At 70.6% G+C, this 20,547-nt stretch carries 18 protein-coding genes; 14 read left to right on the top strand and 4 right to left on the bottom strand.

What is annotated here, in order from left to right:
- The first annotated feature begins 31 nt into the window (after positions 1-31).
- Together A8M77_RS16125 and A8M77_RS16120 are read left to right on the top strand one after the other, a co-directional pair.
- Positions 32-799 (top strand): TIGR04325 family methyltransferase, encoded by a 768-nt coding sequence (locus tag A8M77_RS16125; RefSeq protein WP_086922527.1) that lies wholly within the window; start codon positions 32-34, stop codon positions 797-799.
- A 157-nt stretch (positions 800-956) separates the two neighbouring features.
- Positions 957-1,418 carry a transcriptional repressor gene (locus tag A8M77_RS16120; RefSeq protein ID WP_086922526.1) on the top strand — a complete coding sequence of 154 codons (462 nt, stop codon included), beginning with the start codon at positions 957-959 and terminating at the stop codon, positions 1,416-1,418.
- 42 nt (positions 1,419-1,460) lie between these two features.
- Here the strand turns inward: A8M77_RS16120 and A8M77_RS16115 are convergent, their stop codons facing one another.
- Together A8M77_RS16115 and A8M77_RS16110 are read right to left on the bottom strand one after the other, a co-directional pair.
- Complete coding sequence (locus A8M77_RS16115) at positions 1,461-1,811, bottom strand: hypothetical protein (protein WP_086922525.1); 351 nt, start codon at positions 1,809-1,811, stop codon at positions 1,461-1,463.
- 64 nt (positions 1,812-1,875) lie between these two features.
- Positions 1,876-2,814 (bottom strand): YcjF family protein, encoded by a 939-nt coding sequence (locus tag A8M77_RS16110; RefSeq protein WP_086922524.1) that lies wholly within the window; start codon positions 2,812-2,814, stop codon positions 1,876-1,878.
- A 79-nt stretch (positions 2,815-2,893) separates the two neighbouring features.
- On the opposite strand from A8M77_RS16110, the gene creB reads away from it, so the two are divergent.
- Positions 2,894-3,661, top strand: a complete 768-nt coding sequence (gene creB, locus A8M77_RS16105; protein ID WP_086922523.1) for a two-component system response regulator CreB — start codon at positions 2,894-2,896, stop codon at positions 3,659-3,661.
- Position 3,662: 1 nt separating this feature from the next.
- On the top strand, positions 3,663-5,099 hold the full coding sequence (creC, locus tag A8M77_RS16100; protein WP_086922522.1) for a two-component system sensor histidine kinase CreC: 1,437 nt from the start codon (positions 3,663-3,665) through the stop codon (positions 5,097-5,099).
- On the opposite strand, the gene A8M77_RS16095 is transcribed toward creC, so the two are convergent.
- Together A8M77_RS16095 and creD are read right to left on the bottom strand one after the other, a co-directional pair.
- Positions 5,096-7,426 carry a penicillin-binding protein 1A gene (locus A8M77_RS16095; RefSeq protein WP_086922521.1) on the bottom strand — a complete coding sequence of 777 codons (2,331 nt, stop codon included), beginning with the start codon at positions 7,424-7,426 and terminating at the stop codon, positions 5,096-5,098. The genes creC and A8M77_RS16095 overlap by 4 nt on opposite strands.
- Positions 7,423-8,841: a cell envelope integrity protein CreD gene (creD, locus tag A8M77_RS16090; protein WP_086922520.1), complete on the bottom strand. Its 1,419-nt coding sequence runs from the start codon at positions 8,839-8,841 to the stop codon at positions 7,423-7,425. Before creD ends, A8M77_RS16095 begins: the two co-directional genes overlap by 4 nt.
- Before the next feature lie 207 nt (positions 8,842-9,048).
- Between creD and A8M77_RS16085 the strand changes: the two genes are divergently transcribed.
- The 10 genes from A8M77_RS16085 (at position 9,049) to A8M77_RS16040 (ending at position 20,544) form a co-directional block, all read left to right on the top strand.
- Complete coding sequence (locus A8M77_RS16085; protein WP_086922519.1) at positions 9,049-11,130, top strand: VIT and vWA domain-containing protein; 2,082 nt, start codon at positions 9,049-9,051, stop codon at positions 11,128-11,130.
- 154 nt (positions 11,131-11,284) lie between these two features.
- Complete coding sequence (xrtQ, locus tag A8M77_RS16080) at positions 11,285-12,217, top strand: exosortase Q (RefSeq protein WP_086922518.1); 933 nt, start codon at positions 11,285-11,287, stop codon at positions 12,215-12,217.
- Positions 12,195-12,779, top strand: a complete 585-nt coding sequence (locus tag A8M77_RS16075) for a hypothetical protein (protein WP_086922517.1) — start codon at positions 12,195-12,197, stop codon at positions 12,777-12,779. The genes xrtQ and A8M77_RS16075 overlap by 23 nt, the downstream gene beginning before the upstream one ends.
- Positions 12,780-12,789: 10 nt before the next feature.
- Positions 12,790-14,070: a biosynthetic peptidoglycan transglycosylase gene (locus A8M77_RS16070; RefSeq protein ID WP_086922516.1), complete on the top strand. Its 1,281-nt coding sequence runs from the start codon at positions 12,790-12,792 to the stop codon at positions 14,068-14,070.
- 76 nt (positions 14,071-14,146) lie between these two features.
- Positions 14,147-15,241 carry an ABC transporter ATP-binding protein gene (locus tag A8M77_RS16065; RefSeq protein WP_086922515.1) on the top strand — a complete coding sequence of 365 codons (1,095 nt, stop codon included), beginning with the start codon at positions 14,147-14,149 and terminating at the stop codon, positions 15,239-15,241.
- A gap of 176 nt (positions 15,242-15,417) precedes the next feature.
- Positions 15,418-16,689 carry an ABC transporter substrate-binding protein gene (locus A8M77_RS16060; RefSeq protein ID WP_086922514.1) on the top strand — a complete coding sequence of 424 codons (1,272 nt, stop codon included), beginning with the start codon at positions 15,418-15,420 and terminating at the stop codon, positions 16,687-16,689.
- A 121-nt stretch (positions 16,690-16,810) separates the two neighbouring features.
- Entirely contained in the window at positions 16,811-17,722 is a 912-nt protein-coding gene (locus tag A8M77_RS16055; RefSeq protein ID WP_086922513.1) for an ABC transporter permease, read from the top strand.
- A 130-nt stretch (positions 17,723-17,852) separates the two neighbouring features.
- Positions 17,853-18,746: an ABC transporter permease gene (locus tag A8M77_RS16050; protein WP_086922512.1), complete on the top strand. Its 894-nt coding sequence runs from the start codon at positions 17,853-17,855 to the stop codon at positions 18,744-18,746.
- Positions 18,747-18,798: 52 nt separating this feature from the next.
- The gene (locus A8M77_RS16045) at positions 18,799-19,545 is read left to right on the top strand and encodes an aspartate/glutamate racemase family protein (RefSeq protein WP_086922511.1); all 747 of its coding nucleotides are present in this window, start codon (positions 18,799-18,801) and stop codon (positions 19,543-19,545) included.
- Positions 19,546-19,635: 90 nt separating this feature from the next.
- Entirely contained in the window at positions 19,636-20,544 is a 909-nt protein-coding gene (locus tag A8M77_RS16040; protein ID WP_086922510.1) for a pirin family protein, read from the top strand.
- The last annotated feature ends 3 nt before the right edge of the window (positions 20,545-20,547 follow it).

Here is a 20,547-nt window from a genome sequence, read left to right as displayed (position 1 = left end):
GCTGCCATTGCGTCGAACACAAAGGGCCCCCATGCTTTCGAGTCTTCTGCCTTCGTCCGTCCGCGAAGCCGCGTACAGGCGCAAGTTCCTGGAAAACCGCGAAGAGAACCTGTTCATGGGTTCCTTCGAGAGCTTCGCCGCGGCCGAAGCGGGCGCGCCGCCGACCAAGGCCGTCGGCTACGACAACGCACCCGCGGATGCCTTCTACAGCCATCAGGTCGCCTTCTATGACTATCCGGGCCTCTTCTGGCTCGGCCGCGCGCTGGACGAGGGCATGCGCAGTGTCTTCGACCTGGGCGGCCACGTCGGCATCAAGTACTACGCTTTCCGCCGCATGCTGAACTACCCGCAGGCGCTGCGCTGGACCGTGTGCGACGTGCCCAGCGTGGTCAAGAGCGGCCGGGAGCTCGCGGCACAGCGGGATGCCACGGCGCAGCTGAGCTTCACCACCGACATCGCGGACGCGAGCGGCTACGACGTGCTCTACGCCTCGGGCAGCCTGCAGTACCTGCCGACCCGTATGTCGGAAATCATCGCCTCGCTGCCGGTCAAGCCGCGGCGCATCATCCTCAACACGACCGCCGTGCATTCCGAGCGCACGCTCTACACGCTCAACAGCATCGGCTTCGCGGTCTGCCCCTACCGCATCCAGCACCACGACCAGCTGCTGGCCGAACTGGCCGAGGCCGGCTACAAGCGCCGCGATGCCTGGCGCAACGAGGGCAAGCCGATCGAGGTGCCCTTCGTGGACGGCGGCGACAAGGCCTACTACGCCGGCTGCTGCTTCGACCGGCACTAAGGCCCGTCAATAGGCCTTAGCCAAGGTTTTTGCGCGGATTCGCGCGGCCCGGCCACCTTGCCGGGGCCGGTCCTTGCGCGCGACGGGTCGCGCGAGTAGTACGCTACGGTCCTACTCGACAGCAGCGCCGAGGCCAGCCGGCAGCGGACCCGAATCCATGACGCGATCCACCGGCAAGCATCCGACTCCCAGCGCGCAGCAGCGCACTGCCAAGGCCACCGGGACGGCGCGGCCGCGGGTGCTGCTGACGCCGGTGCCGGATGGCGGCAGGACCCAGGCCCGCGCCCCGGCCAGGTCGCGGCCGCAACCACTGCTGCCCCTCGACCAGATCGCGACCGAGATCGAGCTGGTGGAGCTGATCAACGCGCGGCTGCGGCCCTCGAGCTCCCGCCGCGTCGGCCTTCCGCACGCCGCGATGCTGCGCACCCTGGACCGGATGGAGGACGGCGCGGGCGATGTCCAGTCGATCTACAAGGCGCTGATGGACAGCGGCCGGGCGATGGTCATGTCGAAGGTCTACCGCGTGCTCAAGGTGCTGGAAGAAGCCGGGCTGGTGGAGCGCCGATGGATCCTCTACGACGGGCGGCCGCGCAGCCAATACCGCATCGTCCGCGCCTGAGCCGCAGGACCGCTCCCAAGGCAAAGGTACTCCAGTGAGCCCTCAGCGGCGCCTGCCGCCGGACGCCAGCCGGGTCAGCCGCCGCGCGGTCACGCGAAGCCACTCGAACGCGCCCGGCGCCGCTGCCGTGGCCTCGTCGCCGTAGCGCCCGAGCGCCTTCCAGCCGAAGGTCCGGATGTCGACCAGCGTGGCGGCCGATGCCAGGCTGGCCGCGGCCTGGCGCCCGCGGATCATCTCCAGCACCTGCGCGTCGAAGCGCTCGGTCGAGGCCATCAGCACCTGGTCGAGCCGCAGATGCAGCAGCGCGAGGGCGGCGCGGGTGCCCGCCAGGGTGGGCGGCTCGGCGCGGGACACGGACTGGAAGCGCTCGGCCAAGGCGGCATGGGGATTCATGCCCTCATCCTGCGGCCGAAACTGGGAGAAATCGTGGGAAAGCGCGGCGTCCCTGGCCGCTCGCCTAGGCACCGCGCACCATCGACAGCACCTTGCCCGCATCCAGCGTGCGGGCCTTCTCCTGCATGGCCGGCAGGTAGCGCGTCTGCAGGCCCTGCGCCTCCTGCGTCAGGCCGGCGAAGGCGTCCTTCAGCATCTGCGTCGACAGCGTGCGGCCGCCCGCGTAGTAGCGCTTGGCGACGTGGCCCAGCGCATAGGTGGTGGCAAAGCTCATCCCCGAGCTCACCGCCTGCTTGCCCAGGCCGCCCAGGAGCCCGCCACCCATCTTGCCCAGCAGCCCGCCCAGCAGCTTGCGGCCGGCCTGCTCCAGGTACTGCGAAGTGAGGCCCACGCCCACGGTGGCGAGGAAGTCCTTCACGTGGCCGCTGTCGAGCTCGTAGCCATGCGCCTTGCCGACGCGGTAGACCAGCTTCATCTGCAGCGGAATGATGGCCATCGTCGAGAGCGTCTCGGGCAGGAGTTCCAGCGCGCCGTTGAGGATCGCGGCGTTGAGGATCGCCTGGTCCAGTGCCGCGCCGTCCACGGCCGGCCCCGTCGCCGCGGGGGCGGCCGCAGCAGGCGCCAGCGGCACCGCCGCGATCGCCTCGGCCTGCTGCGTGAACTGCGTGGCCGACGATGCATCCAGCCCGAGCGCGGTGCGCGCATCGGCGAGGAAGGCGCGCTCGGCCTCCGACTGCGTGCCGTCGGCGTCGCACACGCACACCGCCATCTCGTAGGCCAGCTGGCGCGCATCCGGGGTCTTGAGCTCTCCCGCCACCGAGGCGAGCGACACGCGCTTCATCAGCACGTCCTGGTAGAGCATCGGCAGCTGCACGCCGTCGGCCTGCGACAGGCCCTCGGCGATGCGCTTGATCTCGGCGCGTTCGCGCTCGTGCTTTTCGCCGTCGACGAAGGCCGCCAGCAGGCTCAGGCTCACGATGGCGCGGGTTTCGGATGGGGTCACGATGCGTTTCTCCGTCAGATGCAGGACCCTCTTCGTTGCCGGCGCCGGCCCAAAGTTCCGGCCCGCTACCATCCGCCCCATGTTCTCCCCACCGCGGATCCTGATCGCCGAGGACGAATCCGGCATCGCCGACACCCTGCAGTACGTGCTCAAGACCGACGGCTTCGTGCCGGTCTGGTGCCCGACTGCCGAGGAGGCGATCGCGCGCTTCGCCGCCGAGCCGCCGGCGCTGGCCATCCTGGATGTCGGCCTCCCCGACATGAACGGCTTCGAGCTCTTCAAGCGCCTGCAGGCGCTCAACCGCGCGCAGGGCGGCCCCGAGGTGCCCATGCTCTTTCTCACCGCACGCAGCGACGAGATCGACCGCGTGGTGGGCCTGGAGCTGGGCGCCGACGACTACATCGCCAAGCCCTTCTCCCCGCGCGAGCTGGTGGCGCGCGTGCGCAGCATCCTGCGCCGCAGCGGCCGCGGCAACGGGCATGCAGCCCCCACGCCGGTGCACCCGCCGGCCCCTGCCGCCGCGCCGCCCGCCGCGCATTCTTCGCCCTTCGCCCTCGATGCCGAGCGCATGCAGATCCGCTATTACGGCCGCCTGCTCGAGCTCTCGCGATACGAATACGGCCTGCTGAAGCTGCTGGTGCAGCGCCCGGGCCGCGTCTTCACGCGCGACGAGCTGCTGGAACTGGTGTGGGACGATGCCAGCGAGAGCTTCGACCGCACCGTCGACGCCCACGTGAAAACGCTGCGCGCCAAGCTGCGCGCCGTGGCGCCGGACGTGGAGCCGATCCGTACCCTGCGCGGCACCGGCTACGCGCTGCACGAAGACCTGCCGCCGCACGTCCAGTAACGTGAGCCGACGCACTCGCATCTTCATCGGCATCCTGCTGATCTACACGGCAGGCATCGCCTTCCTGCTGTACCGCGTGGTGGCCGACATCGACCCGCGCTACCGCGAGTCGGCCGAGGAATCGCTGGTCGAGACCTCGCAGCTCATGGCCAGCCTGATCGAGCAGGACGTGATCGCCGGGGCCATCAACACCGCGCGGCTGGAGCCCCTGTTCCGCACCGTCTACGCGCGCCAGTTCTCGGCCCAGATCTACAACCTCCACAAGAGCCGCGTGGAGCTGCGCGTCTACGTCACCGACCGCAGCGGGCGGGTGCTCTTCGACTCGCTGGGCCGCAACACCGGCGCCGACTACGCCAAGTGGAGCGACGTCAGCCGCACCCTGGCCGGCATGTACGGCGCGCGCACCTCGCGCGACATCGAAGGAGACCCGCTCACCTCCGTCATGTACGCCGCCGCGCCGGTGCGCTGGAACAACGAGATCGTCGGCGTGGTCAGCGTGGGCAAGCCGGTGCAGGCCTTCGGCCAGTTCGTCGAGGACGCGCGCGCACGCACGCTGTGGGTGGGCGTGGGGTCGGCCTTCGCGCTGCTGGTGGGCGCGCTGATCATCTCCATCTGGCTGGTGCGGCCCTTCGGCCTGATCTCCGACTACTGGCGCTGGCTGCGCGCGCAGCGCAGCTTCAGCCTGCCGCGCATGGTGCGCCGCGCGGTCGACACCCTGCGCAGCGGCTTCGGCGAGATCCGCGACGCCCTCACCGGCCGCAGCTACGTGTCCGACTACGTGCAGACCTTCACCCACGAGATCAAGAGCCCGCTCTCGGCCATCCGCGGCGCCGCGGAGCTGGTGCAGGAGCCCTCGATGCCGCAGGCCGAGCGCGCGCGCTTCCTGGCCAACATCACGCACGAGACGCAGCGCATCCAGGAGATCGTCGACCGCATGATGGAGCTGACCGCGCTGGAGACCCAGCGCGCGCTGGACCGCAGCGAAACGGTCGCGCTCGCGCCCCTGCTCCAGGAGGTCGCCGCCAGCGCGCAGGGCGCCGCGGCGTCGCGCGAGATCCGCCTGCACCTGGCGATCGACAGCGACGCGCGCGTGGAGGGCGACCCCTTCCTGCTGCGCCGCGCCGTCAGCAACCTGCTGGACAACGCGATCGACTTCTCGCCCGAAGGCGCCGAGGTCGCACTGGCCCTGCATGCCGGCGCGCGCGAGGCCCGCATCACCGTGCGCGACCATGGCCGCGGCATCCCCGACTACGCCAAGGACAAGGTCTTCGAGAAGTTCTATTCGCTGGCGCGCCCGCACAACCAGAAGAAGAGCACCGGCCTGGGCCTGGCCTTCGTGAAGGAGATCGCCGGCCTGCACCGCGGGCGCATCGAGCTCGCCAACGCGCCGCGCGGCGGGGCGCTGGCCACCCTCACCCTGCCCTTGGCGAGCGCCTAGCGGAACAGGTCGAGGATGCGCAGGCGCTCCTGGTCCGTCGGCACCGCACCTACCGGCGCACCGGCCAGCGTCTCCGCCGGTGCGGCCGGCTTCGCATCCAGCCCCAGGCTCGCGATGCCGTGGCCCGGTGCGTAGTCGTCGTAGTACCACTCGCCGTCCACCTGCACCACGCTGTCCGGCACCGTCATCGGCGCCACCGGGACGCCACGCAGCGCGGCCTGCATGTAGCCGGTCCACACCGGCAGGCTCAGGCTGCCGCCGGTCTCGCCGCGCACCCCCAGCTGGCGCGGCGTGTCGTAGCCGATCCAGGCGATGCCCACCTGCGTGGGCTGGAAGCCGGCGAACCAGGTGTCGACCGAGTCGTTGGTGGTGCCGGTCTTGCCGTGCAGGTCGTCTCGCCGCAGCGCCTGCCAGGCCTTGACCCCGCTGCCGTGGCGCACCACGCTCTGCAGCAGCGAGCGCATCACGAAGGCATTGCGCTCCGGAATGACGCGTGCCGACTCGTCCAGCGCCACCGGCGGCGCTTCCACCAGCACCTCGCCGCGCGCATCGGTGATGCGCGTCACCAGCCGCGGGCTGACGCGAAAGCCGCCGTTGGCGAACACCGCATAGGCGCCCGCCATCTGCATCGGCGTGACCGCGCCCGCGCCCAGCGCCATCGGCAGGTAGGCCGGATGCCTGCCGCGCTCGAAGCCGAACCGGGTGATCCAGTCCTGCGCGTAGCGCGGGCCGATGGACTCCAGCACGCGGATCGTCACCATGTTCTTCGACAGCTCCAGCGCGCGCCGCAGCGTCATCGGCCCGTCGAAGCCGCCGTCGAAATTCTTCGGCTCCCAGGGCCGGCTGCCGGTGGCCGCACTGTCGTAGAACAGCGGCGCATCGTCGACCAGCGTGGCCGGCGTGAAGCCCTTCGCCAGCGCGGCCGAGTAGATGAAGGGCTTGAAGCTGGAGCCCGGCTGGCGCCAGGCCTGCGTCACGTGGTTGAACTGGTTGCGGCCGAAATCGAAGCCGCCGACCAGCGCCTTGACCGCGCCGTCGCGCGGGTCCAGCGCCACGAAGGCGCCCTCGGCCTGCGGCATCTGCAGGATCTCCCACGCGCCCTGCGGCGTCTTCGCGATGCGGATGACGGCGCCGCGGCGCACGCGCAGGTTCGGCGCCGCGCGCGGCGCGAGCCCCGGTTGCGCCAGGCGCAGGCCTGCGTCGGTGATGCGCAGCGGCTCGCCGTCGGCGCGCACGGCCGTTACCGTTTTCGCATCGGCCTCCAGCACCACCGCCGCCAGCAGCTCGTCGCTGTCGGGATGCCCGGCCAGCGCCTCGTCCACCGCATCGTCGAGCGCAGCGCCATCGGCCGGCAGTTCGACGAAGCGCTCGGGCCCGCGCCAGGGCTGGCGCCGCTCGTAGTCCAGCAGACCCTTGCGCAGCGCCTGCCAGGCGGCGGACTGATCGGCGGCGACCAGCGAGGTCTGGACCTTGAAGCCGCGCGTGTAGGCCTCCTTGCCGTACTGCGCCACCATCATCTGCCGCACCGTCTCGGCCACGTACTCCGCGTGCAGGCGCGGCGGGTCCGAGGGCGCGCGCAGCTGCAGCGGCTCCTTCTTCGCGGCCGCCGCCTGCTCGGCGGTGATCATCCCGGCCTCCTGCATGCGGTCGAGCACATAGAGCTGGCGCGCCCGCGCGCGCCGCGGATTGACCACCGGGTTGTTGGCCTGCGGCGCCTTCGGCAGGCCGGCCAGCATCGCGGCCTCGGCCAGCGTGACCTGCTGCAGCGGCTTTCCGAAGTAGGTCTCCGAGGCGGCGGCGAAGCCGAAGGCGCGGCGGCCCAGGAAGATCTGGTTCAGGTAGATCTCCAGGATGCGGTCCTTGCCGAAGCGCCGCTCCAGCTCGAAGGCCAGCATCGCCTCGGAGAGCTTGCGCGTCAGCGTGCGCTCCTGGCTCAGGTAGATCTCGCGCGCCACCTGCATGGTGATGGTGGAGGCGCCCTGGTGCAGCCCGTGGCGCAGGTTCGCCACCACCGCACGCAGCAGACCGATCGGGTCGACGCCCGGGTGCGCGTAGAAGCGCGCATCCTCCACCGCGATCACCGCGTTCTTCATCGCCTGCGGGATCTGGTCCAGCGGCGTGTAGGTGCGGCGCTCCTCCCCGAACTCGCCGATCAGCACATCGTCCGCGGTGTAGATGCGCAGCGGCTGCCGGGGGCGGTAGTCGTCCAGCGACGAGACATCGGGCAGGCGCGGATGGAGCACGGCGATGGCGATGCCGACGGCGCAGAGCGAGGCCAGCGCGCCGCCAGCGGCGATGCCGATCGTCCAGCGGAGCACGCGCTTCATGCTGGCACCCCCGCAGCCGAGGGCGCGATGGCCGCGGCCCTGGCGCCACCCAGCGCATACCAGTCCACCTTGCGCGTCGCCAGCATCAGCGCGGCCAGCATGCCGAAGATCAGCAGCGACCCCAGCAGCAGCGCATTGCTCTCGGAGGCCAGCAGCCCGTAGAGCGCGGCATAGAGCAGCGCCACGTAGGCGCCGAAGGACGCGCCGCGCTGCCAGCCGCCGAGCACTGCGCTGAAATACACCGCCAGCAGCAGCACGCTCGCGCCCGCGGCGCCCGCATAGGCGATCCAGAAGGCCAGCTTCTCCGACAGCGCCAGCAGCAGCAGGAAGAACAGCGCGATCGACAGCCCCACCAACCCGTACTGCACCGGATGCAGCCGCAGCTTGCGGAACAGCTCGAACATGAAGGCCGCCATCAGCACCAGGCCGATGAAGAGCAGGCCGTACTTCGAGGCCCGGGTCGACATCGCGTAGACGTTGAGCGGCTGCGCCAGCGACACGTCGAAGCTCTGCGGCGCCATGCCGCCGGCCTGCGCCTTGCCCTCGCGCGCGCCGCGCACGCCTTCACGCACCTGCTCGCGCGCCGTGGTCACCAGCGAAGCCACGCGCCAACGCGCATCGAAGCCCTGCGCCGTCACGCTGCGCTCCGAGGCCAGGAAGCGGCCGCCGAAGCTCGGATGCGCCCAGGGCGACGTGAGGTGCGCGGTCGTCTCCTCGCCGATCGGCACCATCGCCAGCCGCTCCTGGCCGACCAGCCCGAGCTTCAGCTGGAAGGGCAGCGGCTGCCCCGCCTGCCAGGCCGCGAGCGCCGCGCCGGCCAGCGGCGCATGGATGCCGTTGGCCAGCCGCGCATCCTCCGCCAGCCCCGGCAGCCGCTGCTGGAAGCGCAGCGCCTCGCCGCCGAGTTGCAGCGCGGGCGAGCCGTCCAGCCCGCGCAGGTCGCTCACGTGAAGCGCGACGTAGGGCGCGCCGAGCTCGATGGTGGAGCCCTTCTCGCTGCGCGGCACGCTGGCGGCGTCGAAAGCCGCGAAGCCGCCATCCAGCGTGGCGTCCAGCGTGTAGAAGGGAATGCGGAAGATGCCGCGGTAGCGCTCCTGCGGCGCCATGCGGCCCTCGATGTGCAGCCGGTCCGGAAAGACCAGGTGCGCCAACTCCTTGCTGCGCGCCTCCTGGCCGACGATGCGGCCCTGGGCATCGCGCTGCGGCTCCATCCAGCGCTCCACGTAGGGCTGCACCACGAGCGGCCCGACCAGCGTCTGCGGGCCGGCATAGGTGGCGGCCAGCTCCTGCGCGGCCTCCTGCTGGCTGTGGCCGCGCTCGCGGTTGAGCGCGTCGATCTGCGCCAGCGGAATGCACAGCAGCACGGTGAGCAGGAGCAGGCCGGCGACCTTGGCCAGCACGGAGTTTCGAAGCATCTGAAGCACAGGGTTCTCCTCGTTTCGGGCGATGCGGCGATGCTGGCCGCGCTGTCCGAAGCGGATGTGAAGTGCGGCCGCCGGCGGACTTCACATGGACTTCACACGGCGCCGCACGCTTCAAGAAGGCTTCCCACTCCTTTCGCCTGCGCCCTCGACAGTGGCCACCGTGCACCGTTGCACGACATCCATCGAGGGAAAAGGACCATGGAAGCCACCACCACCCGCCCCGGCCGCTGGCTCTGGCTCACGACCATCGCGCTCGCCGGCGCCGGCTTCGCGCTGCTCGTCGCCAAGCCGCTTCATGCGCAGGAGGCGCCGCCGCGCCAGAAGACCGAGAGCCCCTACTTCTTCGTCAAGAGCGACGATCCCGCCGTCGACCAGCTGCCGCTCAGGCGCACCGAGGTGGACGTCAAGGTCTCGGGCGTGATCGCCGACGTCACCGTCACCCAGACCTACCGCAACGAGGGCACGCGCCCCATCGAGGCCCGCTACGTGTTCCCCGGCTCGACCCGCGCCGCGGTCAGCGGGCTGAACGTGCGCCTGGCCGACCGCCTGATCACCGCGCAGATCCGCGAGAAGCAGCAGGCGCGCATCGACTACGAGGCGGCGAAGAAGGAAGGCAAGACCGCCGCCCTGCTGGAGCAGCACCTGCCCAACGTGTTCCAGATGAACGTGGCCAACATCCTGCCGGGCGACGACGTCCGGGTGGAGCTGCGCTACACCGAGCTCCTGGTGCCGCAGGCCGGCAGCTACCAGTTCGTCTTCCCGACGGTGGTGGGGCCGCGCTACAACAGCCCGCGCTCGGAACAGAAGGACGCGAAGTGGGTCGCGCAGCCCACCCTGCGCGCGAGCGCCCTGCCGAACACCGCCTTCGCGATGAAGGTCGCGCTCGACACGCCGCTGGGCATCAAGGAGATCCGCTCCGCCACGCACGCGATCGACGTGCGCAAGAGCAGCGAGGACCAGCATGCCGAGGTCGCGCTCGCGCGCGGCGCCGGCCCGGCCAACGACCGCGACTTCGTGCTCGACTGGCGCCTGGCGGGCGAGAAGATCGAATCGGGCCTGATGCTCTATAGGGGCCAGGGCGGCAATGACGGGAATGGCCCGGAAAACTTCTTCCTCGCCATGGTCGAGCCGCCGAAGTCGGTCGCGGCCAGCACGATCTCGCCGCGCGACTACATCTTCGTGGTCGACATCTCCGGCTCGATGCACGGCTTCCCGCTGGACACCGCCAAGGTGCTGCTCGAGCGCCTGATCGGCGGCCTGCGCCCCAGCGACACCTTCAACGTGCTGCTGTTCTCGGGCAGCAACAGGATGCTGTCGCCGCAGTCGGTGCCGGCCAGCCGCGCCAACATCGAGCAGGCGCTGGCCACCATCAGGAACTACAGCGGCGGCGGCAGCACCGAGCTGATCCCGGCGCTCAAGCGCGTCTATGCCGAGCCCAAGGCCGAGAACGTCTCGCGCACCGTCGTGGTCGTCACCGACGGCTACGTGACCGTCGAGCGCGAGGCCTTCGAGCTGGTGCGCAGGAATCTTTCGAAGGCCAACGTCTTCGCCTTCGGCATCGGCAGCTCGGTCAACCGGCACCTGATGGAAGGCCTGGCGCGCGCCGGCATGGGCGAGCCCTTCATCATCACCGACCCCATTCAGGCCCCCGAGCAGGCCGCGCGCTTCCGCCGCATGGTCGAGTCGCCGGTGCTCACCAACGTGAAGGCCACCTTCGGCGGCCTCGAGGTCTACGACGTGGAGCCGCAGGCCCTGCCCGACGTGCTGGGCGAGCGCCCGGTGATCGTGTTCGGCAAGTGGCGCGGCGAGGCCAAGGGCCGGGTGGTGATCCAGGGCCAGGGCGCCGAAGGCCCGTTCCGCCAGGAGCTGGTGATCGACGGCAAGACGCGCCAGGACGCCGCCGCGCTGCGCAGCCTGTGGGCGCGCCACCGCATCGCGAGCCTGAGCGACCAGGAAGCGCTGGAAGGCGGCGATGCCCTCAAGCAGCGCATCACCGAGCTCGGCCTGCGCTACAGCCTGCTCACGCAGTACACCAGCTTTATCGCCGTCGACAAGGTCGTTCGCAACCCCAACCCGCAGGCCGGCACCTCGGTGGACCAGCCGCAGCCCCTGCCCAAGGGCGTGAGCGAGCAGGCGCTGGGCCAGGGCCACGCCCTGGGCGCCGAGGTGCCGAGCACGCCGGAGCCCGAGACCTTGGGCGCGATCGCGGTGGCGCTGTCGATGCTGGCCATGCTGCGCCGGCGTGCCCGCCGCCACGATGACCGCCGCCTGACTGCATGATGTTCAGCAACTTCCACATTCAGAAGCAGCCCTCGGCCGGTGGAGCCAGGCTCGTTCGGGAAACACCGCGGAACCGGCTTCGCCGGGCCGCTGGTGTTGCCCCCGGTGAGGGGGTTGGCGGCCACACGAAGTGGGCAAGCCTGGGGGAGAGCCAATGACCCTCGACCAGTTCGCCCGCTCCCATCCACGTCTCTTCGACGGGGGCATCCGCCTCGACCGCTGGCCCGCGACCGCGTGGCTCGCCTTGCAGGCCGCGGCGCTGGCGCCGACCTGGGTCTGGATGGCCCGCCGCCTGCAGGATGGCAGCGACGATCCGCTCGGCCTGCTGGCGCTGGCCGCTCTGGCCTGCCTCGTCTGGTCGCAGCGCCATGCATTGCGTGCCGCCCCGCGTCTCGGGTGGCTGGCGCTCGCCGGCGCCGGCACCGTGGCCGCCACCCTGCTGCGCACCGGCATCGGCCCGTTGCCCGCATGGCCGCCGCTCGCCACCGGCCTGATCGCCGTGCTGGCCCTGGCCGCCGGCCTGCTGGCCTTCCTGCCGCGCCAGGTCGCGAAGCTGCCGGTGCTGGGGCTGGCGGTGCTCGCACTGCCGCTGCTGTCCTCGCTGCAGTTCTATGCCGGCTACCCGCTGCGCATCGTCACCGCCGAGGCCAGCCGCTGGCTGCTGGCGCCGGGCTTCTCGGTGCTGCGCGAGGGCAGCAGCCTGCTGGTGGACGGCCGGCTGGTGATCGTCGATGCGCCCTGCTCGGGCGTGCAGATGGCCTGGCTCGGCTACTTCTGCGCCTGCGTGGTGGCGCTGTGGGCCCGGCATGGCGACCGGCGCTTTCTCGCCCGCCTGCCGGCCGTCGGCCTGCTGGTGCTGGGCGGCAACGTCCTGCGCAACAGCGTGCTGGTGGGCTTCGAGGGCGCCGGCCACGCGCTCGCGCCCTGGTTGCACCAGGCCGTGGGCCTGGCCGCGCTGGCGCTGGTCTGCGGCGCCATCGCCTGGCTGATGGCACCCGCGCGGCGGCCGCGACCCGCCCCCTCCCTCGCCGTTCCCGGCCTGATCACCGCTCCCGGAGCCCGCCATGTGGATACCGCTCTTTCTTGAACGCTGCTTCGGCAACCGCTTTCTCAACCGCATCGCGCACAAGGCGGTCTTCGCGCTCGTCATGCTTCTCTGCCTGCTCTGGTCGGCCGCCTTCGCGCTGCGGCCGGCGGCGCCCGCGCCGGTCGCGCGCTTCCAGGAATGGCCAAGCCACTGGGACGGCGCGCCCCTGCGGCCGATGGCGCTCGGCGCGGTCGAGCAGCGCTTCGCCGAGCGCTTCCCGGGCACCATCGCCCGCCTCACCGACGGCCGCCAGACCCTGGTGCTGCGCCGGGTGGAGGCGCCCACCCGCATGCTGCACCCGGCCGCCGACTGCTACCGCGCGCTCGGCTTCCGGATCGGCGACACCCGCCTGGAACGCGATGCGGAGGGCCGACTGTGGCGTTGTTTCGTCACCGAAGGCCACGATGGGCAGAAGTTGAGGGTCTGCGAGCGCATCGTCGATGCCCGGGGCACGGCTTTCACCGACACTTCGGACTGGTACTGGGCGGCGGCCACGGGCCGGTCCATCGGGCCGTGGCAGGCGGTCACCCAGGCCAGACCGATTGCATTTGCGAGTGAGTGAAAGAGATTTCTTGAAGAAAGCGCTGCTGTTCCTGCTTTTCGGGCTGCTGGCCCTCGTGCTGACCGCCGTGGTCGCCATCTATCTGGTCGTCCGCTTCGCGCTGGCGCCCAGCCCGGGCGAATGGCCCACCCGCATCCAGGCCGGACCCTTCGCGCTGAACGTGGGCGTGCCCACCGCGATCCGCCTGGCCACCTCGTCCTGGTTCGGGCCCTGGCTGGACGGCCGCAGCGTCCAGACCGCGCACGGCACGGTGCAGATCGAATGGATCGAGGCCAGCCACACGCTGGCGCTGAACTGTGCGCCCTGCACCGCCGCCGTGCCGGCGCTGGGCCCACAGCCCCTGCGGCTCGACACCCTGCGCTTCACGGCCCGGCGCGACGGCCCCTCGCTGGCCGGCACGCTGGAGGCCACCCCGGCCGCCACCACCGTCTCCACCCTGGCCGGGGACAACCTGCTGCGCGCGCGCTGGGACGGCCGGCTGACGCAGACCGCGCTGCAGATCCACGTCGACGCGCCCGAGGCGCCGATCGCGCGCTGGTACGCGGTGCTCGCCCCCACCCTGCCCGAGCTGCAGCGCGCGAAGATCGGCGGCACGATGGCCCTGCGGGCGCAGGTCGACATGCCGGCGGGCCGCTTCGCCGTGCACCCGCGCATCGACCAGTTCACCGTCGAGGGCCTGGGCACCGAGGCCCTGCTCGATGCCCGCACCAGCTGCGGCCCGCCCAGCCGGCTGGCCACCGACAGCTGGCTGGCGCGCGCCGTCATCGCCGCGGAGGACCAGCGCTTCTTCGGCCATTACGGCTACGACCTGGCCGAACTCACCGCCGCGCTGGACGCCAACCAGAAGGCCGGCCAGGTCGAACGCGGCGGCAGCACCCTGACCCAGCAGCTGGCCCGGCTGATCGCCACCGGCAGCGAGCGCAGCGCCGAGCGCAAGCTGCGCGAGCTGCTCTACGCGGTCGAGATGGAGCAGACCCTGGGCAAGGCGCGCATCCTGCAGCTCTACCTGGACAACGCGCCCTGGGGCGAGGGCGGCCTGTGCGGCGCCGAGGCGGCGGCCAGGCGCTACTTCAAGCGCAGCGCCCGCAACCTGGAGCCGGCCCAGGCCGTCTGGCTGGCCGCGATGCTGAACAACCCCGGCGCGGCGGTCGGGAAATGGCAGCGCGACGGCCGCATCGACGGCGAGCGCGCCAAGTGGGTGGCCGAGGGCGTGCGCGGCATCACCCGGCCCCAGCGCGAGGCCCTGCTGCGGCAGCTCGCCGCGGCGCGCTTCGCACCGCCAGCGCCCTGAATCGGGCCTGCCCGCACCAAGCCGGCGCACGCAGGCCCGGCTGGCGCTGGCATATGTCTTGCGAACACCGGCATCGATGGATGCCGTCACCGCCCCGCCCCCCGCGGCCGTCGAGATCGTCGCGCTGACCAAGCGCTATGCCGCCGGCACGCCGCCCGCCGTCGACCGGATCGACCTGCGCATCGCCAGCGGCAGCTACTGCTGCCTGCTCGGCCCCTCCGGCTGCGGCAAGAGCACCACGCTGCGCATGGTGGCGGGCCACGAATCCGTCTCCTCCGGCGACATCCTGCTGGACAACCGCAACATCACCCACCTGCCGGCCGCCGCCCGCGGCACGGCCATGATGTTCCAGAGCTTCGCCCTCTTCCCGCACCTTTCGGCCCTGGACAACGTGGCCTTCAGCCTGAAGATGAAGGGCGTCTCCAAGGTCGAGCGCCACCGGCGCGCGGCCCAGCTGCTGGAGCGCGTCGCCATGGGCCACCTGGCGCAGCGCAAGCCGGGCGAGCTCTCCGGCGGCCAGCAGCAGCGCGTGGCGCTGGCGCGCGCCCTGATCACCGAGCCGCGCGTGCTGCTGCTGGACGAGCCGCTGTCCGCGCTCGACCCCTTCCTGCGCATCCAGATGCGCGCCGAGCTGCGGCGCTGGCAGAAGGACCTGGGCCTGACCTTCATCCACGTCACCCACTCGCAGGAAGAGGCGATGGCGCTGGCCGACACCATGGTGGTGATGAACCACGGGCTGATCGAGCAGGTCGGCTCGCCGCACGAGGTCTACAACCATCCGGCCAGCGAGTTCGTCGCGCGCTTCATGGGCGGGCACAACGTGCTGGACACGCCCGAAGGCCTGATCGCGGTGCGCCACGACCACACGCGCATCGCGTCCGACGGCGACGGACTGGCCGCCGACATCACCGACGTCGAATACCAGGGCACCTACGTCCTGATGGGGCTGCACCTGGCCGAATCGACGCCCGAGCGGCGCGGTGTCTCGGTGCAGCTGACCGAGCGCACGTTCGCGCAGCGGCCCTACGCGGTGGGCGAGCGCGTGCGGCTCTCGTGGTCGCCGGCGGACGTGCGCGTGCTGGGCCCCGGCGCGACCCGGCCGGAGCCCCAGTCGCCCGGCACGCCGAGCGTGCGGCAACCACTGGCCGCACTTGCCGCCATGGCCGCCTGAAATGACGCGCTCCCCCAGGCTCCCCCACTTCGTGCGGTCCGCCAACCCCCTCGCCGGGGGCAACACCAGCGGCCCGGCAAAGCCGGTTCCGCGGTGTTCCCCGAAGAAGGCACACAGGGCCGGGCGCCGCTGAGTTCTTTCCTTCTTCTTCATCTCTCGTCCAAGGAGACCCATCCATGTCCCACGCCCATGATCCGAACGCCAAGGGCCTCGCGCGCCGCACCCTGCTGCAGGGCACCGCCGGCATCCTCGCGGCCGGCGTGTTCCCTGCCATCCACGCGCAGGAGAAGATCGTGCTGCGCTACCTCGGCACCGCGGTCAACCAGGACAAGGCCATCGCCGAGAAGTTCAAGGCCGACACCGGCATCGAGATCCAGTACGTGGCCGTCACCACCGACGACGTCACCAAGCGCGCAGTGACCGCGCCCAACAGCTTCGACCTGATCGACACCGAGTACTTCTCGCTCAAGAAGATCGTTCCCACCGGCAACCTCAAGGGCATCGACACCAGGAAGATCAAGAACGCCGACAAGATCACGCCGCTCTTCACCAAGGGCGAGGTGGGCGGCAAGAAGGTCGGCGACCAGGGCACGGCGCCGAAGAAGGTGATCTTTCTCGAGGGCGAGAAGAGCAAGGTGTTCGCGAAGTCGCCGACCCAGTTCATGTCGCTGATTCCCACGGTCTACAACGCCGACACGCTGGGCATCCGGCCCGACCTGATCAAGCGGCCCATCGACACCTGGGCCGAGCTGCTCAATCCCGAGTTCAAGGGCAAGGCCGCGATCCTCAACATCCCCTCCATCGGCATCATGGACGCGGCGATGGTGGTCGAGGCCAAGGGCATCCACAAGTACGCCGACAAGGGCAACATGAGCAAGGCCGAGATCGACCTCACCATCAAGACCCTGATCGAGGCCAAGAAGGCCGGCCAGTTCCGCGCGCTGTGGAAGGACTTCAACGAGAGCGTGAACCTGATGGCCTCGGGCGAGGTGGTGATCCAGTCGATGTGGTCGCCGGCAGTGACGGCGGTGCGCACCAAGGGCATCGCCTGCAACTTCCAGCCGCTGAAGGAAGGCTACCGCGCCTGGGCCGCGGGCTTCGGCCTGCCGGCCACGCTCTCGGGCCGCAAGCTCGACGGCGCCTACGAGTTCATCAACTGGTTCCTCGACGGCTGGGCCGGTGCGTACCTCAACCGCCAGGGCTACTACAGCGCGGTGCTGGAGACCGCCAAGGCCAAGATGGAAGCCTACGAGTGGGCCTACTGGATGGAAGGCAAGGCGGCCTCCCAGGACATCAAGAGCCCCAACGGCGACCTGCTCGCCAAGGCGGGCGCGACGCGCGACGGCGGCAGCTACGAGCAGCGCATGGGCGGCATCGCGTGCTGGAACGCGGTGATGGACGAGAACGAATACATGGTGAGGAAGTGGAACGAATTCGTCGCGGCGTGATGGCCCACCCCCGTCCCTCGCTCACTTCGTGTAGCTCGACTCCCCCCTCAAGGGGGCGACACCAGCGGCCCGGCAAAGCCGGTTCCGCGGTGTCTCCCGAACGGGCTTCGCTTCGCTTGCCGTGAGCGCGGCATCCGCTCATGCGCCGCTGGCGCCTACCCATGTGATCAAGGCCTGGTGGCAGGCTGCGCCCTTCGCGGCCGTCTTCCTGCTCTTCTTCCTGATCCCGCTCGGGCTGATCGCCATGGTCAGCCTCTGGAATTTCAACGAGTACGAACTGATCCCCGCGCTCACCGTGCGCAACTACGCGAGCATCTTCGAGGGCTGCTCGCACCTCACCGACAACGGCGACTTCTGCGTCACGCTGTCCACCTACCTCAGCACGCTCAAGTTCTGCCTGCTGGTGTGGGCCATCACGCTGCTGATCGGCTTCGCGGTAGCCTACTTCCTGGCCTTCCACGTGCGCTCGCCCGGCATGCAGACCCTGCTGTTCGTGCTGTGCACCGTGCCCTTCTGGACCTCCAACGTGATCCGCATGATCTCGTGGGTGCCGCTCCTGGGCCGCAACGGGCTGGTCAACCAGGGGCTGATGGGCCTGGGCCTGGTGGAGCAGCCGGTGGAGTGGCTGCTGTTCTCCGATTTCTCGGTGGTGCTGGCCTTCGTGCACCTCTACACCATGTTCATGATCGTGCCCATCTTCAACTCGATGATGCGCATCGACCGCGCGCTGCTCGAGGCGGCCAGCGATGCCGGCGCCTCCGGCTGGCAGACGCTGTGGAACGTGGTCGTGCCGCTGTCGCGCACCGGCATCCTGATCGGCTCCATCTTCGTCATCACCATCGTCATGGGCGACTTCGTCACCATCGGCGTGATGGGCGGGCAGCAGATCGCCTCGGTGGGCAAGATCATCCAGGTCCAGACCTCCTACCTGCAGTTCCCGCTGGCAGCGGCCAACGCGATGATCCTGCTGGCGGTGGTGCTGATGATCATCTGGGGCCTGACGCGGCTCGTCGACATCCGCAAGGAGCTATGACCACCCCCGTTGCTTGCTCACTTCGTGTAGCCGCCTCCCCCCTCAAGGGGGCAACACCAGTGGCCCGGCAAAGCCGGTTCCACGGTGTTCCCCGAACACGCCCGCGCATTGCGCGTCGGGCGTACTGAAAATGCAAGCACGAGTACCTGCGGAGCGCAGGCCCGGCTTCTGGCCGCTGGCGATCGTGTTCGCGCTCTTCGTGCTCTTCCTCTACGGGCCGATGATCACCATCTTCGTGCTCAGCTTCCAGGGGCCGGAGGGGGGCCTCACCTTTCCGCTGCGCGGGGTGTCGCTGCACTGGTTCCACAAGCTGGCCGAAGGGCTGGGCACGGTGGACATCGGCGCCGCCTTCCGCCGCTCGCTGATGCTGGGCACGGTGGTGATGCTGCTGACGGTGGCCCTCTCCGTGCTGGCGGGCCTGGCCTTCCGCAAGAAGCTCGCGGGCGGCAACGCGCTCTTCTTCGTTACCGTGGCCAGCCTGATCATGCCGTCGATCATCGTCTCGCTGGGCATCGGACTGCAGTTCCGCCTGCTCGACGGCGGCATCAAGGGCGCGCTGGCCGCGATGGAGGCCAGCAGCACGCTGGAGAGCTACGGCACCGCGCTCGGCCTGCTGAGCTCCGCGCTGGGAGCCCATCTCACCTGGACGCTGCCCTTCGGCCTGCTCATCATGTTCGCCGTCTTCAACCGCTTCAACCCGGCCTTCGAGGAAGCAGCACGCGACCTCGGCGCCACGCCCTGGCAGAGCTTCCGGCACGTGGTGCTGCCGCTGATCGGGCCCTCGGTCGTGGGCATCGGCATGTTCGGCTTCACGCTTTCGTGGGACGAGATCGCTCGCACCTCGCAGGCCATCGGCGACGTCAACACGCTGCCGCTGGAACTGCAGGGCCTGACCTCGACCGTCACCACGCCGGCCATCTATGCGCTGGGCACGGTCACCACCGTCGTCTCCTTCGCCGTGATGGCAGTCGCGCTCGGCAGCGCGGCCTGGCTGCGCCGGCGCGCCACCCGCCGGCGCTCGTGAGCCGCAGGGCCGCTCCCAAGGCGAATACCGCAGCCGAAGGCGAAGGTCTCCAGTGAGCCGCCTGCTCGTCATCAACCCCAACACCAGCACGGCGGTGAGCGCACTGCTGCAGCGCCACGTGCAGGACGAGCTGAGCCCGGCGCTGAAAGTGCACACCGTCACCGCCCGCTTCGGCGCGCCCTACATCGCCGGCGAGGCGAGCTACGCGGTGGCGCAGCATGCGGTGCTCGATGCCTGGGCTGCGGCGCTGGCGCGCGGCGAGCGGCCCGACGCGGTGCTGATCGGCTGCTTCGGCGACCCGGGCCTGTTCGCGCTGCGCGAGGCGGCCGGCGTGCCGGTGGGCGGGCTGGCGGAGGCGGCCTTCGCGGCGGCCGCACGCCACGGACGTTTTGCCGTCGTGACCGGCGGCGAGCGCTGGCGGCCGATGCTCGAACGGCTGGCGCTCGCGCTCGGGCATGCGTCCTCACTCGCCGGCATCCACACCGTGGCACCGAGCGGCGCCGAGCTGGCGGCCGATCCGGCACGCGCGCAGGCGCTACTGGCTGAGGCTTGCCACGAGGCGGCGGACCGCTTCGGCGCACAGGCGCTGATCCTGGGCGGCGCCGGGCTCGCAGGCCTGGCCGCCGGCATCGCGCCGTCGCTGCCGGTGCCGCTCATCGACAGCGTGGTCGCCGGCGCCCGCTGGGCGATCGAGGCCGGGCGCTCGGGCCCGGCACCGCGCGCGCCCGGTCTGGAAGTGGCCTGGCAGGGCGTCTCCTGGGAGCTCGAGGCGCTCAGCGGCCGGCAGCCCCACCCCTAGCGCGGTCTCCGCTCCGTGCCACCATGCGACGCATGCGCGCCGCCCGGCCGCCCGAAGGCGGTCATACCGCAGCCAAAGGCGAAGGATCCAATGAGCACAGCACCGAACACGAACGGCCCCCATCCCCACCACGTCGCGTCCGCGACCCTCGCACGCCCGCGCGGCATCGACCAGATCGTCGCCGGCGTCTCCACCAGCGACGGCGACGGCGTCAAGCTCACGCGCGTGCTGCACCAGCCGCTGCAGCAGCGCCTGGACCCCTACCTGATGCTCGACGCCTTCGGCAGCGACAACCCCGGCGACTACATCGGCGGCTTCCCCAGCCATCCGCATCGCGGCTTCGAGACCGTGACCTACATGATCGCGGGCCGCATGCGGCACCGCGACAGCGCCGGTAACGAAGGCCTGCTGGAGAACGGCGGCGTGCAGTGGATGACCGCCGGCCGCGGCCTGGTGCACAGCGAGCTGCCCGAGCAGGAGCACGGGATGATGGAAGGCTTCCAGCTCTGGCTCAACCTGCCGGCCAAGGACAAGATGCGCAAGCCCTGGTACCGCGACATCCAGAGCGGCGAGATTCCCGAGTTCGTCACGCCGTCCGGCGTGCAGGTGCGCGTGATCGCGGGCGAGAGCCATGGCATCGCGGGCGCCGTGCAGCGTGAGCACACCGAGCCGCTCTACCTCGACCTCACGCTGCCCCCGGGCGCGGAGTTCGCCCAGCCGCTGCCGCCGGACCGCAATGTGCTGGTCTACGTGTTCCGCGAATCGCTGTTCGTGGGCAGCAGCGAGATCCCGACCAAGCGCATGGCCATCCTCGCCAACGAGGCCGACAGCGACGGCGTGCTGCTGCGCGCCCAGGCCTCCAACCACAGCCCGGCGCGCGCACTGCTGATCGCCGGCAAGCCACTGCACGAACCGATCGCGCAGTACGGCCCCTTCGTGATGAACACACGCGAGCAGGTGCTGCAAGCGGTGCACGACTTCCAGAACGGAAAACTGTAGCCT

The sequence above is a fragment of the Variovorax sp. JS1663 genome (assembly GCF_002157355.1).
In the GTDB taxonomy this organism is placed as follows: domain Bacteria; phylum Pseudomonadota; class Gammaproteobacteria; order Burkholderiales; family Burkholderiaceae_C; genus Variovorax.
This window is presented reverse-complemented; position numbering and strand designations above follow the sequence as displayed.